Source organism: Pseudomonas sp. QD4, from assembly GCF_049199125.1.
Taxonomy (GTDB): Bacteria; Pseudomonadota; Gammaproteobacteria; order Pseudomonadales; family Pseudomonadaceae; genus Aquipseudomonas.
Window position 1 is genome coordinate 1 of the sequence record NZ_JBLZOM010000010.1, and the last position, 13,379, is coordinate 13,379.

General features: G+C 59.1%; 15 protein-coding genes. 9 read left to right on the forward strand and 6 right to left on the reverse strand.

The window, feature by feature from the left end; all coding sequences use genetic code 11:
* Nucleotides 1–136: 136 nt before the first annotated feature.
* Nucleotides 137–1,336: a tyrosine--tRNA ligase gene (tyrS, locus tag ACOZJV_RS32365; protein WP_421549382.1), complete on the reverse strand. Its 1,200-nt coding sequence runs from the start codon at nucleotides 1,334–1,336 to the stop codon at nucleotides 137–139.
* A 209-nt stretch (nucleotides 1,337–1,545) separates the two neighbouring features.
* Here tyrS and ACOZJV_RS32370 point away from each other — a divergent pair, with 209 nt between their 5' ends.
* Both ACOZJV_RS32370 and ACOZJV_RS32375 read left to right on the forward strand, forming a co-directional pair.
* Nucleotides 1,546–2,967 carry a peptidoglycan DD-metalloendopeptidase family protein gene (locus ACOZJV_RS32370; protein ID WP_421549435.1) on the forward strand — a complete coding sequence of 474 codons (1,422 nt, stop codon included), beginning with the start codon at nucleotides 1,546–1,548 and terminating at the stop codon, nucleotides 2,965–2,967.
* Between the two features lie 3 nt (nucleotides 2,968–2,970).
* The gene (locus ACOZJV_RS32375) at nucleotides 2,971–4,062 is read left to right on the forward strand and encodes an anhydro-N-acetylmuramic acid kinase (RefSeq protein WP_421549383.1); all 1,092 of its coding nucleotides are present in this window, start codon (nucleotides 2,971–2,973) and stop codon (nucleotides 4,060–4,062) included.
* 66 nt (nucleotides 4,063–4,128) lie between these two features.
* Here the strand turns inward: ACOZJV_RS32375 and erpA are convergent, their stop codons facing one another.
* Complete coding sequence (gene erpA, locus ACOZJV_RS32380) at nucleotides 4,129–4,479, reverse strand: iron-sulfur cluster insertion protein ErpA (RefSeq protein ID WP_007947969.1); 351 nt, start codon at nucleotides 4,477–4,479, stop codon at nucleotides 4,129–4,131.
* Between the two features lie 138 nt (nucleotides 4,480–4,617).
* Nucleotides 4,618–5,652 (reverse strand): N-acetyl-gamma-glutamyl-phosphate reductase, encoded by a 1,035-nt coding sequence (argC, locus tag ACOZJV_RS32385; protein WP_421549384.1) that lies wholly within the window; start codon nucleotides 5,650–5,652, stop codon nucleotides 4,618–4,620.
* A gap of 135 nt (nucleotides 5,653–5,787) precedes the next feature.
* Between argC and hemJ the strand changes: the two genes are divergently transcribed.
* From hemJ to coq7, 6 genes are all read left to right on the forward strand, one after another.
* Complete coding sequence (gene hemJ / locus ACOZJV_RS32390; RefSeq protein WP_078472898.1) at nucleotides 5,788–6,219, forward strand: protoporphyrinogen oxidase HemJ; 432 nt, start codon at nucleotides 5,788–5,790, stop codon at nucleotides 6,217–6,219.
* A 33-nt stretch (nucleotides 6,220–6,252) separates the two neighbouring features.
* Nucleotides 6,253–7,221, forward strand: coding sequence for an NAD(P)H-dependent flavin oxidoreductase (locus tag ACOZJV_RS32395; RefSeq protein ID WP_201128258.1), 969 nt, complete (start codon nucleotides 6,253–6,255; stop codon nucleotides 7,219–7,221).
* A 92-nt stretch (nucleotides 7,222–7,313) separates the two neighbouring features.
* Nucleotides 7,314–8,243, forward strand: coding sequence for a DUF805 domain-containing protein (locus tag ACOZJV_RS32400; RefSeq protein ID WP_421549385.1), 930 nt, complete (start codon nucleotides 7,314–7,316; stop codon nucleotides 8,241–8,243).
* 60 nt (nucleotides 8,244–8,303) lie between these two features.
* A complete protein-coding gene (locus ACOZJV_RS32405; protein WP_020295496.1) occupies nucleotides 8,304–9,092 on the forward strand; it encodes an SDR family NAD(P)-dependent oxidoreductase in 789 nt (262 codons plus the stop codon).
* Between the two features lie 76 nt (nucleotides 9,093–9,168).
* Entirely contained in the window at nucleotides 9,169–9,507 is a 339-nt protein-coding gene (locus tag ACOZJV_RS32410) for a histidine triad nucleotide-binding protein (RefSeq protein WP_020295495.1), read from the forward strand.
* Between the two features lie 126 nt (nucleotides 9,508–9,633).
* A complete protein-coding gene (coq7, locus tag ACOZJV_RS32415) occupies nucleotides 9,634–10,281 on the forward strand; it encodes a 2-polyprenyl-3-methyl-6-methoxy-1,4-benzoquinone monooxygenase (RefSeq protein WP_078472895.1) in 648 nt (215 codons plus the stop codon).
* 61 nt (nucleotides 10,282–10,342) lie between these two features.
* On the opposite strand, the gene speD is transcribed toward coq7, so the two are convergent.
* Nucleotides 10,343–11,137 (reverse strand): adenosylmethionine decarboxylase, encoded by a 795-nt coding sequence (speD, locus tag ACOZJV_RS32420; RefSeq protein ID WP_020295493.1) that lies wholly within the window; start codon nucleotides 11,135–11,137, stop codon nucleotides 10,343–10,345.
* A gap of 239 nt (nucleotides 11,138–11,376) precedes the next feature.
* Nucleotides 11,377–11,799, reverse strand: a complete 423-nt coding sequence (locus ACOZJV_RS32425; RefSeq protein WP_421549386.1) for an OsmC family protein — start codon at nucleotides 11,797–11,799, stop codon at nucleotides 11,377–11,379.
* A 235-nt stretch (nucleotides 11,800–12,034) separates the two neighbouring features.
* On the opposite strand from ACOZJV_RS32425, the gene crp reads away from it, so the two are divergent.
* A complete protein-coding gene (gene crp, locus ACOZJV_RS32430; RefSeq protein ID WP_020295491.1) occupies nucleotides 12,035–12,679 on the forward strand; it encodes a cAMP-activated global transcriptional regulator CRP in 645 nt (214 codons plus the stop codon).
* Here crp and ACOZJV_RS32435 read toward each other — a convergent pair.
* Nucleotides 12,676–13,377, reverse strand: coding sequence for a lipoate--protein ligase family protein (locus ACOZJV_RS32435; protein ID WP_421549387.1), 702 nt, complete (start codon nucleotides 13,375–13,377; stop codon nucleotides 12,676–12,678). The genes crp and ACOZJV_RS32435 overlap by 4 nt on opposite strands.
* Nucleotides 13,378–13,379 lie beyond the last annotated feature (2 nt).

Sequence of the window (13,379 nt, forward strand, 5' to 3'; positions counted from 1 at the left end):
CTTCGATGACCTGAAGCAGCTCACTGTCGAAAACCGCGTAACTCTTTGTTTACCAAGGAGTTTTCCGTTTCGACTGCGCCGGAAGTGGGGCGAATTATAGACTTCCAGAATCTGCCGTCAACCCCTATTTTCAGCTTTATTCAGATTTGAGGGTAATTCGTGCAAATGCCTTCTTGCCGGCTTGGCAAACATGAGTCGCGCCCAGCTTATATATAAAGGTGCGATTAACCACCTCACCATCTATACGCACGCCACCCGAGCCGAGAAGATCCCGCGCCACAGCAGAGTTCTTCACCAGGCCCGCCTTATTAAGGACAGCCGCGATCGGCATATCCTCGGCTGCAACCAGTTCGACCTCTGGCAGATCATCCGGCAGCTCGCCATCCTTCATGCGATTGCCCGCGCCGCGATGAGCGCTCACCGCAGCCTCTTCGCCATGGAAGCGCGCAACGATCTCTTCCGCCAGTTTGATCTTGATATCCCGAGGATTAGCGCCCGCTTCAACGTCCGCCTTAAAGGAAAGGATCTCTTCCATCGTGCGGAAGCTGAGCAGCTCAAAGTAACGCCACATCAGCGCATCTGGAATGGAGACCAGCTTGCTGTACATAACACCCGGCGCTTCCTGGATACCGACATAGTTACCCAGCGACTTGGACATCTTCTTGACGCCATCCAGCCCCTCGAGCAACGGCATGGTCAGGATGCACTGAGCCTCCTGACCATAACCACGCTGCAGCTCACGCCCCATCAGCAGATTGAACTTCTGATCGGTACCGCCCAGTTCGACGTCGGCACGCAATGCCACCGAGTCATACCCCTGAACCAGCGGGTAGAGAAACTCGTGAATCGCAATGGGTTGATTGGTCGAGTAGCGCTTGTCGAAGTCATCGCGCTCAAGCATGCGAGCTACGGTGTACTGAGAAGTCAGGCGAATGAAATCCGCCGGCCCCATCTTGTCCATCCATGTGGAGTTGAAAGCCACTTCGGTTTTGGCCGGATCTAGAATCTTGAAGACCTGACTTTTATAAGTCTCGGCGTTATCGAGAACCTGCTCACGGGTCAAAGGAGGACGCGTTGCGCTCTTGCCACTCGGATCGCCGATCATGCCGGTGAAGTCGCCAATCAGGAAGATCACCTGGTGACCCAGATCCTGGAACTGACGCAGCTTATTAATAAGCACGGTATGACCCAAGTGCAAATCCGGCGCAGTCGGATCGAAGCCAGCTTTAATACGCAGCGGCTGACCGCGCTTGAGCTTCTCGATCAGCTCGGACTCGACCAATACTTCTTCCGCACCACGTTTGATCAGCGCTAGCTGCTCTTCAACCGACTTCATAACAGACCCGTAAGGCTCAGATTCAAAGGGAACCAACCATACAAGATCACGGACTAATTACAAGTTTTGCCCCGCGCGCGGAGGCCATTGCACGAGCAGAGTGTCCGCGAGCTTGCGTCACAGATGATTTGGTTATATTTTATACAGTTATTTCATCTTCATCATGTCATTCATCTTTTCCAATTCATCTTTTCAAAGTCAAATTACCTATGACCACAGAACCGTCTAAAGCGCCGCCGCTTTATCCGAAGACCCACCTGCTCGCAGCAAGTGGTATCGCCGCCCTCCTCAGCCTGGCTCTCCTGGTATTCCCTTCCAGTGATGTAGAAGCCAAACGAACAACCCTGAGTCTTGACCTGGAAAGTCCAGCAGAACAACTGACACAAGATCAAGACGCTGCCGACGCCGTCCAAGCCACAAATGAAGCCGTCGCTTCGCCTTTTGCACAGATTGAAAACACCGCTGAAGACACCGCGCAAACCGCTGAGGCCGAGCCCGCTCCAGTCGCGGCAGAAGAGCCGAAGGCGCCGGGCCATAGAGAAGTCATCGTTAGCAAAGGCGATACGCTTTCCACGCTGTTCGAAAAAGTAGGCCTGCCCACCTCATCGGTGCATGAACTGCTGACCAGCGACAAACAGGCCAAGCAATTCACCCAACTCAAGCACGGCCAGAAACTGGAGTTCGAACTGAGCCCAGACGGCCAGCTGAACAACCTGCACAGCAAAGTCAGTGACCTCGAAAGCATCACCCTGACCAAAGGCCCCAAGGGTTATGCCTTCAATCGCGTCATCACCAAACCGGTTGTGCGTTCGGCTTATGTACATGGCGTGATCAACAGCTCGCTGTCCCAGTCGGCGGCCCGCGCAGGCCTGTCCCACAACATGACCATGGACATGGCCAACGTGTTTGGCTACGACATCGACTTTGCCCAGGACATTCGCCAGGGCGACGAATTCGACGTGATCTATGAGCAGAAAGTGATCAACGGCAAGACGGTCGGTACCGGCAACATTCTTTCTGCTCGTTTCACCAACCGCGGCAAGACCTACACCGCAGTGCGCTACACCAACAAGCAAGGCACCAGCAGCTACTACACCGCTGATGGCAATAGCATGCGCAAAGCGTTCATCCGCACCCCAGTGGACTTCGCACGCATCAGCTCGCGCTTTTCCATGGGGCGCAAGCATCCGATCCTGAACAAGATCCGCGCTCACAAGGGCGTTGATTACGCGGCACCACGCGGCACACCAATCAAGGCCGCAGGTGATGGCAAGGTATTGCTGGCCGGTCGCCGCGGCGGCTACGGTAATACGGTGATCATCCAGCACGGCAATACCTACCGCACGCTGTACGGCCACATGCAAGGTTTCGCCAAGGGCGTGCAGACCGGCGGAAACGTCAAGCAGGGCCAAATCATTGGCTATATCGGTACTACCGGTCTATCCACTGGCCCGCACCTGCACTATGAGTTCCAGGTCAACGGTGTCCACGTCGACCCGCTGGGCCAGAAGCTGCCAATGGCCGACCCAATTGCAAAAGCAGAACGCGCGCGCTTCCTGCAACAGAGCCAGCCGCTGATGGCGCGCATGGATCAGGAACGGGCCACCATGCTGGCCTCGAGCAAACGCTAAGCCATGGTGCTCTATATAGGTGTGATGTCCGGAACCAGCCTTGATGGCCTGGACATCGCACTGATTGAACAGAGCCCGGCGATCAAACTGCTCGCCACCCATTACATCCCCATGCCTGAATCCCTGCGCGCCGAGCTCTTGGCTTTGTGCGCCAGCGGCCCCGATGAGATTGCCCGTTCAGCCATCGCCCAACAACACTGGGTCCGGCTGGCCGCACAGGGCATTCACAGTCTTCTCGAAAAGCAGCAATTGAAACCCGACAGCATTCGAGCGATTGGCAGCCATGGGCAAACCATTCGCCACGAACCCGCTCGGGGGTTTACGGTGCAGATCGGTAACCCGGCGCTGCTGACAGAGCTGACCGGGATCACCGTAGTCAGCGACTTTCGTAGCCGCGACGTGGCTGCAGGCGGGCAAGGCGCCCCGCTAGTCCCGGCCTTTCACGAAGCACTGTTCGAGCAGCGCGCCGGCCAGCGTGCGGTGCTGAATGTGGGCGGCTTCAGCAACCTGAGCCTGATAGAACGCGACAAGCCGGTGGCCGGATTCGACTGCGGCCCAGGCAACGTGCTGCTGGATGCGTGGATCCACTCCCAGCGTGGGGATAACTTTGACCGGGACGGCAGATGGGCTGCCAGCGGCAACGTCGAAGCCAGCTTGCTGAAGACGCTATTGAGCGATCCTTTCTTTGCCACCCAGGGCCCAAAAAGTACCGGCCGCGAAGTGTTCAATCTGCCATGGTTGCAACAGCATCTCGCCACATTGCCAGCCTTTGCGCCGGAAAACGTTCAAGCAACCCTGCTCGAACTCACCGCGCTGACCATCGCCGAGTCACTGCAAGCCGCCCAGCCGGCCACTCAGGAGCTGCTGGTCTGCGGCGGCGGTGCTCACAACTCCGCCCTGATGAGCCGCCTGGCCCAGTTGCTCCCTCACAGCAAGGTGGCCAGTACCGCGACCCATGGCGTAGACCCGGATTGGGTCGAGGCCATGGCTTTCGCCTGGCTGGCTCATTGCTGTCTTGAGGGTATTGCCGCCAACCGACCGAGCGTCACTGGCGCCCATGGCCTGCGAGTACTGGGCGCGATCTACCCGGCCTGATCGCCAGACAGCAAAACGCCGCAAGGCCTTGAAGCTATGCGGCGTTGAGTGAAATCTTGAATCGGATCAGATCGAGAACGATGAACCGCAACCACAGGTGGTGCTGGCATTCGGGTTCTTGATCACGAAACGCGAGCCCTCCAGACCTTCCTGGTAATCCACCTCGGCACCCGCCAGGTATTGGAAACTCATCGGATCAACCACCAGACTCACACCTTCGCGCTCGACGATGGTGTCGTCATCGGCCACTTCCTCATCGAAAGTGAAACCGTATTGAAACCCTGAACAACCGCCGCCCGTAACGAATACGCGCAGCTTCAAGCGATCATTACCCTCTTCATCGACCAGGCTCTTCACCTTGTGCGCAGCACCGTGGGTGAATTGCAAAGCCGTGGGGGTGAAGGATTCGACGCTCATGCTGACTATCTCCCGGCGTTACGCCGCCATAATGCGTGATGACGGGCATTATCCGCTTCTCCTAGAAAAGCGGTCAACTATTAGCGGAGCAGCGGCAAGCCTGCAGCTATAAGCCGACCGCCTGGATGCCCTGTGCAGTTACGGCAACATGCCGGCGTGGGACAGGCCCAAACGCTCATCCAGACCGAACATGATGTTGAGGTTCTGCACTGCCTGGCCGGATGCGCCCTTGACCAGGTTATCGATCACCGACAACACCACCACCAGGTCGCCGTCCTGCGGCCGATGCACGGCAATCCGGCAGACGTTGGCGCCGCGCACACTGCGCGTTTCCGGGTGGCTGCCCGCGGGCATCACATCCACGAAAGGCTCGCTGGCATAGCGCTTTTCGAACAGTGCCTGCAAATCGACCGACCTGTCGACCACGGTTGCATAAAGCGTGGAGTGAATGCCGCGAATCATCGGCGTCAGGTGCGGGACAAACGTCAGGCCCACATCCTGGCCTGCTGCCCGGCGCAGGCCCTGGCGAATTTCCGGCAGGTGGCGATGGCCTTTGACGGCGTAGGCTTTCATGCTTTCCGAGGTTTCTGAATACAGGGAACCAACGCTGGCGCCGCGACCGGCACCGCTGACCCCGGATTTGCAGTCGGCAATCAGGCGGGAGCTATCGGCAAGGCCGGATTCCAGCAACGGCAGGAAACCCAGCTGGGTCGCCGTCGGATAGCAACCTGGTACAGCAATCAGGCGGGCGTTCCTGATCTGCTCGCGATTGACTTCCGGCAGGCCGTAGACCGCTTCGCCCAGCAACTCAGGCGCACCGTGGGGCTGGCCGTACCACTTGGCCCACTCCTCGGCATCCTGCAGACGGAAATCGGCCGACAGATCGATGACCTTGGTCCCGGCCGCCAGCAACTCACCGGCCAGCGCGTGGGCTACGCCATGGGGCGTCGCGAAAAACACTACGTCGCAGGCGCCCAGGGTGTTGATATCCGGCACGCTGAATTCCAGGCCGTCATAGTGGCCTCGCAGGTTGGGGTACAGATCGGCTACAGCCAGCCCGGCCTCGGATCGCGAAGTAATGACTTCCACTTGCGCCTGCGGGTGCTGTGCCAATAGACGCAGCAATTCGACACCGGTGTAACCCGTGCCGCCGACGATACCGACCTTGACCATATACCTGCCCTCAACGAACCCACTGGAAAGCCGTCGATGATAGGGCGCGCCCTGCCCTGCGACAACCGTCAAGGTGACGTGCGGACGCTCTACCCTCTACTATCTCGCCTACCGTGAACCTGGGAATAACTAAAAATGCTTTATCTATGGCTCAAAGCTTTTCATATCGTCAGTGTGGTCTGCTGGTTTGCCGGCCTGTTTTATCTGCCACGACTGTTTGTCTACCACGCCCAAAGCGAGGACACCGTGAGCAAGGAGCGCTTCAGCCTCATGGAGCGCAAGCTGTATCGCGGGATCATGGGCCCGGCGATGGTCGCGACCCTGGTGTTCGGCATCTGGCTGCTGAGCCTCAACCCCAGCGCCTACTTCGGCCAGGGTGGCTGGATGCACGCCAAGTTGACCCTGGTGGTGATCCTGATCGGCTACCACCACATGTGCGGCGCGCAAGTGAAACGTTTTGCCCGTGGCGAAAACACCCGCAGCCATGTCTTTTATCGCTGGTTCAATGAAGTACCCGTTCTGATATTGCTGGCTATTGTAATTTTGGTTGTTGTACGACCGTTCTAACCTCTACAGACGTCATTAACCGGGGTACTTCCAATGTCGCTGCCTGCTCTGCTCGAACAACGCCTGCGCCTGCCTGTGGTCGTGGCGCCCATGTTCCTGATTTCCAACCCGCAATTGGTCCTGGCTTGCTGTCGTAATGGCGTGGTCGGCAGCTTTCCGGCACTGAACCAGCGTGAAAGCAGCGGGTTCAAGGCCTGGCTCGAGGAAATCGAAGCGGGGCTGGCGACACTGGAAAATCCCGCGCCCTATGCCGTCAACCTGATCGTGCATAACAGCAACCCGAGATTGCAGGCCGACCTGGAGATTTGCATCGAGCACAAGGTGCCGATCGTCATTACCAGCCTGGGCGCCGTGAAGGAATTGGTCGATGCGGTGCACAGCTATGGTGGCCTGGTGTTCCATGACGTCACCACGCGTCGCCATGCGGAGAAGGCAGCCGAGGCCGGGGTCGACGGACTCATTGCAGTGGCCGCCGGCGCGGGGGGCCACGCCGGCACCTGGAGTCCCTTCTCGCTGATCGCCGAGATCCGCCAGTTCTTCGACAAGACCCTGTTGCTCGCCGGCTGCTTGAACCACGGCCACGAGGTGCTCGCCGCACAGATGCTAGGCGCGGACCTGGCTTACTTCGGCACCCGTTTCATCGGCACCACGGAAAGCCACGCCCCGGATGCCTATAAAGAGATGCTGCTGAGCTCCCGAGCCGCCGATATCGTGCACACCGCCGCGGTGTCCGGGGTTCCCGCCAGTTTTATGCGTCAGAGCCTGGAGAATGCAGGTTTCGACCTCGCCGCTCTGCAAGGCAAGGGCGAGGTCAACTTCGGCTCCAAGCTCAAACCCGTCAGCGACGAGGCCAAAGCCTGGAAAACCGTGTGGTCTGCGGGTCAAGGGGTAGGCGAGATCCACGATCTGCCCAGTGTCGACCAATTGATTGCACGCCTGGATGCCGAGTACCGCCAGGCGCTTGAGCAGGCGAGCCAACTGCCGAAACGTTGGCCACGCTGAAATGTCTGAGGTTTGTTAGCCAGCCACGGGTAGCTGGCCTTAAACTGCTGACCTTTATGTAAGCCTTCATTTCAGATGACAAGGATGCCCCTATGAGCGAACCCCGCTTCAAGATTGTTTTCGATGGCGCCCTGTTACCCGGTGTCGAAAAAAACAGCGCTCAGCAAAAGCTCGCCGAGCTGTTCAAGAGCGACATTGCCGCAATCGAACCCCTGTTCGGCGGCCAGCCGGTGGTACTCAAGCGCGAACTGTCCCAAACCGATGCCGACCGCTACCTCGAAGCCCTGCACAACACCGGGATCGCTGCGCGCATTGAGGCTGAACAAGCCCTGGACCTGAACCTTGCGCACGTCGAACACACGCCCCCCGTTGCGGCCCCGATCGCGGCCAGCAATCCTGAATCGCCCTACGCTCCACCCCGGGCCACCGTGGGTGAAGTGCTGCCAGAGTTTTCCGAGCTCAAGGTCTTCAGCATCCAGGGCCGTATCGGCCGCCTGCGCTACCTGGCCTGGACCCTGGTACTGACCGTGGCGATGATGGTGGTGGTCGGGATCGGCGCCCTGATCGGCTTTGCCAGCCTGATGTCCGCGGAGTCTTCAGGGTTGGCCATGGGGTTTGGTGCCCTGGTCGCGATTGTGCTGTTCGTGGCCTTCGTGGTGGTCAGCATCCAGATCAGTGTTCAGCGTCTGCATGACCTGGGCTGGTCCGGCTGGCTCTGGCTGATCAACTTTGTGCCCATCGTGGGCAGCTTCTTCCCACTGGTCCTGGTCGTCAGCCCCGGTAGCAACATCGCCAACCGTTACGGCCCGCCACCACCGCCAAACACCACAGCCGTAAAAGCATTGGCGTGGATGTGGGTGGCGTTGATCGCCCTGATCATCGTTGCCGGCGTGGCAGGCGGCCTGAGTTCGCTCAGTGAGTACAGCGAAAGCAGCTCCAGCTACAGCGAAAGCCAGAACGCAACCGGCGATGAAGACGCGGCCGAAGCGGCCTCACCCGCTGTAGACTATGAAGAAGAATAAACGTACCTGAGCCTGCGACCTCTCTGTCGCGGGCCATTGGCCGTTGCGATGGAGAACTGCATGACCCGTTACGCTCTGATCACTGGCGCTTCCAGCGGCATAGGCCTGGCCTTGGCGGAAGCACTGGCCCGGCGCGGGCGCAACCTGATTCTGGTGGCCCGTCAGCGTGATCAGTTGGAAAGTATCGCCCTTGAACTGACCCAGCGCTTTGGCGTCGAGGTGCTGTTTCGCGCGTGCGACCTGGGCGAGCCACTGCGTCTCTCGGGCTTTCTGCTGGAGCTCGAAGAAGGCGATCGGCAGATCGATCTGCTGGTCAATTGCGCCGGCATGGGTACCAGCGGCCCATTCCTGGCACAGGACTGGATGACCGAACAGGACCTGATTGAAGTCAACATCCTGGCCCTGACCCGCCTGTGCCATGCCCTGGGCAACAGCATGGCCTTGCTGGGCGGCGGGCAGATTCTCAATGTCGCTTCAGTCGCCGCCTTTTATCCCGGCCCCTGGATGAGCACCTACTACGCGAGCAAGGCTTACGTCCTGCACTTTTCCGAAGGCTTGCGCGAAGAGTTGAAAAACTGCGCGGTCAAGGTTTCGGTGCTCTGCCCCGGCCCGACACGCACCGCGTTCTTTCGCACCGCCCAACTGAACGCTGAAAAGCTGCAAGCCAGCAAATTGCTGATGAGCCCCGAGGAAGTTGCACTCTATGCCGTGCGCGCCATGGAAAAGAATCGCGCGATCATCATTCCCGGCCGCCTGAACCGCTGGATGGCATTCAGCAGCCGCCTGGGCTCACGCTGGCTGACGCGCAAGCTGGTCGGCTACGCCAACAGGGCCTATTGCCCGCGCTAGGCATCACGTAAATGGCTGGGCGCACGCAGGTCGCCTGAGTACACTCAGCCCGGACCCACCCAATGGAGAAACAGCTGTGGATACTCTGTTCACCAAGATCATCAACAGAGAAATACCCGCGAAGATCATTTACGAGGACGACCAGGTCCTGGCCTTCCACGACATTGCTCCGCAAGCGCCAGTGCACTTTCTGGTGATCCCGAAGAAACCGGTGCGCACCCTCAACGACCTCACCGAGGACGATAAGGCCCTGGCCGGCCACATTCTGTTCACCGCTCAGCGCCTGGCCAAGGAGCTGGGCTGTGAAGATGGTTTCCGCGTGGTCATGAACTGCAATGAGCTGGGCGGGCAAACCGTCTATCACATTCACATGCACGTACTTGGCCAGCGCCAGATGAACTGGCCTCCGGGCTGATCGCTCTATCTGGCCGTTTTGCGGTGCACTCTCAGCCTGTTTCAGGCGAGGGTGCGCTGATCCAGCGCAGGTTTCGTCCCATCGATTGGGGTAAACTGGCCGCCGTGATTTTTCCCGGAGGTAAGCATGACTACCCAACGTCACTACTCGCCGATTGACCGTCTGCTGCTGCAAGCCGATACGGCCATGCGCACCCTGCTGCCCTTCAGTGGCCAGCCTTATCGCCCTTCGCCAGCCATTGTGCAGCCCGATGCGCAGATGACTGAAGAAGACACCCGCCACGTCGCGGGCCTGATGCGGATCAACCATACCGGCGAGGTCTGCGCCCAGGCGCTGTATCAGGGCCAGGCCCTGACCGCCAAGTTGCCCCAGGTGCGCGAGGCCATGGAGCACGCCGCCGAAGAGGAAATCGACCACCTGGCCTGGTGTGAACAACGCATTCGCCAGTTGGGCAGCCACCCCAGTGTGCTCAACCCGCTGTTCTACGGCCTTTCGTTCGGTATCGGCGCGGTCGCCGGCTTGATCAGCGACAAGGTCAGCCTGGGTTTCGTGGCTGCCACCGAAGACCAGGTGTGCAAGCACTTGAATGAACACCTGGAGCAATTGCCGGCCGAGGACGAAAAGTCCCGGGCGATCCTGCAACAAATGCGTACCGACGAAGAACACCATGCCCAAAGCGCACTGGAGGCCGGCGGTTTCCGCTTCCCGGCACCGGTAAAGTTCGGCATGAGCCTCTTGGCCAAGGTCATGACCAAGAGCACCTACCGCATCTGATGCGGTAAATCGCAGGCACAAAAAAGGGCGCTATCTCAGCGCCCTTTCTTTTGCCTGAAAATCAGCTCGGCATGTTGCGCGCGTAGAAGATTTCCAGCATTTCGTGCTTCACACGCTCTGTCACCTGGGCACGCTGCTCGGTGGACAGGTTGCTGGTGGCGTCGCCGAACAGGTAGTTATCCAGTTCGAAGTTCTTCAGCAGCATTTTGGTGTGGAACATATTCTCCTGGTACACATTCACATCGGTCATCTGGTAACCGTCGCGGGTGTCTTCGGACAAGTAGTTCTGGATCGAGTTGATCTCGTGGTCGATGAAGTGCTTCTTGCCTTCGACGTCACGGGTGAAACCCCGCACGCGGTAATCCACGGTCACGATGTCCGACTCGAACTGGTGAATGAGGAAGTTGAGGGCTTTAAGCGGTGAAATGACCCCGCAAGTCGACACATCGATATCCACACGGAAAGTTGCAATACCGTCCACCGGATGGATCTCCGGGTAGGTGTGCACCGTGATGTGGCTCTTGTCGAGGTGGGCCAGGATAATTTCAGGCAACGGGCCTGGGGACTCTTCGATCTGGCTCTCGGTAGGCGTTACCGGCTCTTCCGAGATCAGAATGGTCACGCTGGCACCTTGGGGATCGTAATCCTGACGGGCGATGTTCAGGATATTGGCACCAATGATATCGACAACTTCCGTGAGGATCTGCGTCAGGCGTTCCGCGTCGTACATCTGGTTGATGTATTCGACATAGGCCTGCTGGTCCTGCGGGGTTTCCGCATAGCAGATGTCATAGATGTTGAAGCTCAAGGTCTTTGTCAGGTTATTGAACCCATGGAGCTTGAGTTTGCTTTTCACCGTTTGAAAACTCTCTGTGTATTGCGGCACGGCCGCGTGATCAAGCATGCCCGTCAGATGCGAACGACGCAGCTGCGTAGGACGGTTAACACCTCTTCGCGATGGCGATTTTGGTTGTCTGTTCGGGCGCGTGACCTGTTGATTAACCGATCACTGCCCTGAAAAAAGTGGCGCATTATGCAGACCTCAGCCAGTGATCGCCAGAGTCTGCGCCGCTTTTATGATAGTTGAATGTCGATTCAAGCCAGCTCGACGATTTCGTAATCGTGAGTAATGGCTACGCCGGCAGCGCCAAGCATGATCGATGCCGAGCAATACTTTTCGGCCGACAGCTCGATGGCGCGCTTGACCTGGGCTTCCTTGAGCCCGCGGCCCTTGACCACAAAGTGCATGTGGATCTTGGTAAACACCTTGGGGTCTTCGGTGGCGCGCTCGGCTTCGAGGAAGGCTTCGCAGCTTTCAACGGCCTGCCGAGACTTCTTGAGAATGCTGACCACATCGAAGTTACTGCAACCGCCCACGCCGAGCAGGAGCATTTCCATAGGGCGAACGCCCAGGTTGCGGCCACCGGCTTCCGGCGGGCCATCCATTACCACCACATGCCCACTGCCCGATTCACCGAGGAACATGGCTTCGCCTGCCCATTGGATGCGTGCCTTCATGGCCAAGACTCCACTGCTAAAAAAGGGTCGCCAGCTTAGCACAGGGGCCTGAAACGGCAGCGTGCTGACGATTCATCGGCACCCGCGGCTGTCACTCGGAAATATCTTAATTTGAGCGAGATCCGTCTGTTAAGCTGGCGCCAAATCAATGGCGCATCGCCAGCTTGAAATGGCCCGGCAACAGGCCTCATAAGAAAACCAAAACACCACCGTGTAGTCTTTTCGGGATACAACCATGGTTGCTATTGCCCCCACCCCCAAGATCAAGAACCTCGACAAGCTGCTGATGCACTGTCAGCGCCGTCGCTATCAGGCCAAGAGCAATATCATTTGCGCGGGCGATGCGTCGGACACGCTGTTCTTCATCATCAAGGGCTCGGTCACCATCCTCATCGAAGACGATGACGGACGGGAAATGATCATCGCCTACCTCAACTCCGGGGATTTTTTCGGTGAGCTGGGGCTGTTCGAGCAGGCCGGACACGAGCAACAACGCAGCGCATGGGTCCGGGCCAAGGTCGAGTGCGAGGTGGCGGAAATCAGCTACGCCAAGTTCCGTGAGCTGTCCCAGGTCGACCCGGACATTCTGTACGTGCTCAGCGGGCAAATCGCCCAGCGCTTGCGCAACACCACCCGCAAGGTCGGCGACCTGGCCTTCTTCGATGTCACGGGGCGGGTTGCCCGCTGCCTGCTGGAGTTGTGCAAGCAGCCGGACGCCATGACTCACCCCGATGGCATGCAGATCAAGGTCACCCGGCAAGAGATCGGGCGCATCGTCGGCTGTTCGCGGGAGATGGTCGGTCGGGTGCTCAAGGACCTCGAAGAGCGCAACCTGGTGAGCGTCAAAGGCAAGACCATGGTGGTGTTCGGCACCCGTTAAGCGGCGAATACCTGCGCCAGCATCTGCCGATACAGGGTCTCCAGGCGCTCCATGGCCTGAGGAGCGGCAAAGGCCTCATGCAGCGCGATATGACTCTGGGCGCGACAGCGCTGCTCCAGGCCACAGGCCTGATTGAAGCAATTGACCGCGGCGACCATCGACTCACGCTCGTTATCCAGCAGCAGCGCACCATGCACCAACCCCACCGGGCGCTGCCCGCCCCGGCTCTGGCGCCAGCGTTGCGCCGTGCCCACCAGCTTGCGGCCATCCAGATTGACGTTGAAACGTCCATCGCAGAAGGCGCCGTCCACCTCCCCCAGCGAAGGCGTACCGCCCAGCTCGCTCAGCAGGTCGCAGATCGGCTGGCACAGCCGGCGGTAGGCGGTTTCGATCCGACTCTGATCCCCTTCGCTGCGCGGCGGCGCATAGACCAGGGCGATATTCACCGTCGCGGCCGATTGGGGCACCGGTTCGCCGCCGGTCTCACGCAGCAGCACCGGCCAGCCGGTGGCCGCCACCGACGTGCAGGCCTGTTCGAAATCCGCCAGTCGACTCAGACGACGGGGCATGACCAGGGCTTTATCGCTCGGCCGCCAGAACAGCAGGCCAAAATCTTCATCGCCGGCACAGATACGCGCCAGCAGGTCCTGTTCGGCTTGCAGGCCGGCTTCGACAGTCAAGGCAACGGGCTGAGTCATGG

Excerpts from the sequence above, each read along its gene's own strand:
- tyrS (WP_421549382.1), bottom strand. The coding sequence starts at position 1,336 with ATGAAGTCGGTTGAAGAGCAGCTAGCGCTGATCAAACGTGGTGCGGAA.
- erpA (WP_007947969.1), bottom strand. The coding sequence starts at position 4,479 with ATGAGCGTCGAATCCTTCACCCCCACGGCTTTGCAATTCACCCACGGT.
- ACOZJV_RS32435 (WP_421549387.1), bottom strand. The coding sequence starts at position 13,377 with ATGACTCAGCCCGTTGCCTTGACTGTCGAAGCCGGCCTGCAAGCCGAA.
- argC (WP_421549384.1), bottom strand. The coding sequence starts at position 5,652 with ATGGTCAAGGTCGGTATCGTCGGCGGCACGGGTTACACCGGTGTCGAA.
- crp (WP_020295491.1), top strand. The coding sequence starts at position 12,035 with ATGGTTGCTATTGCCCCCACCCCCAAGATCAAGAACCTCGACAAGCTG.
- ACOZJV_RS32400 (WP_421549385.1), top strand. The coding sequence starts at position 7,314 with ATGAGCGAACCCCGCTTCAAGATTGTTTTCGATGGCGCCCTGTTACCC.
- ACOZJV_RS32405 (WP_020295496.1), top strand. The coding sequence starts at position 8,304 with ATGACCCGTTACGCTCTGATCACTGGCGCTTCCAGCGGCATAGGCCTG.
- ACOZJV_RS32370 (WP_421549435.1), top strand. The coding sequence starts at position 1,546 with ATGACCACAGAACCGTCTAAAGCGCCGCCGCTTTATCCGAAGACCCAC.
- coq7 (WP_078472895.1), top strand. The coding sequence starts at position 9,634 with ATGACTACCCAACGTCACTACTCGCCGATTGACCGTCTGCTGCTGCAA.
- hemJ (WP_078472898.1), top strand. The coding sequence starts at position 5,788 with ATGCTTTATCTATGGCTCAAAGCTTTTCATATCGTCAGTGTGGTCTGC.
- ACOZJV_RS32395 (WP_201128258.1), top strand. The coding sequence starts at position 6,253 with ATGTCGCTGCCTGCTCTGCTCGAACAACGCCTGCGCCTGCCTGTGGTC.
- ACOZJV_RS32375 (WP_421549383.1), top strand. The coding sequence starts at position 2,971 with ATGGTGCTCTATATAGGTGTGATGTCCGGAACCAGCCTTGATGGCCTG.
- ACOZJV_RS32425 (WP_421549386.1), bottom strand. The coding sequence starts at position 11,799 with ATGAAGGCACGCATCCAATGGGCAGGCGAAGCCATGTTCCTCGGTGAA.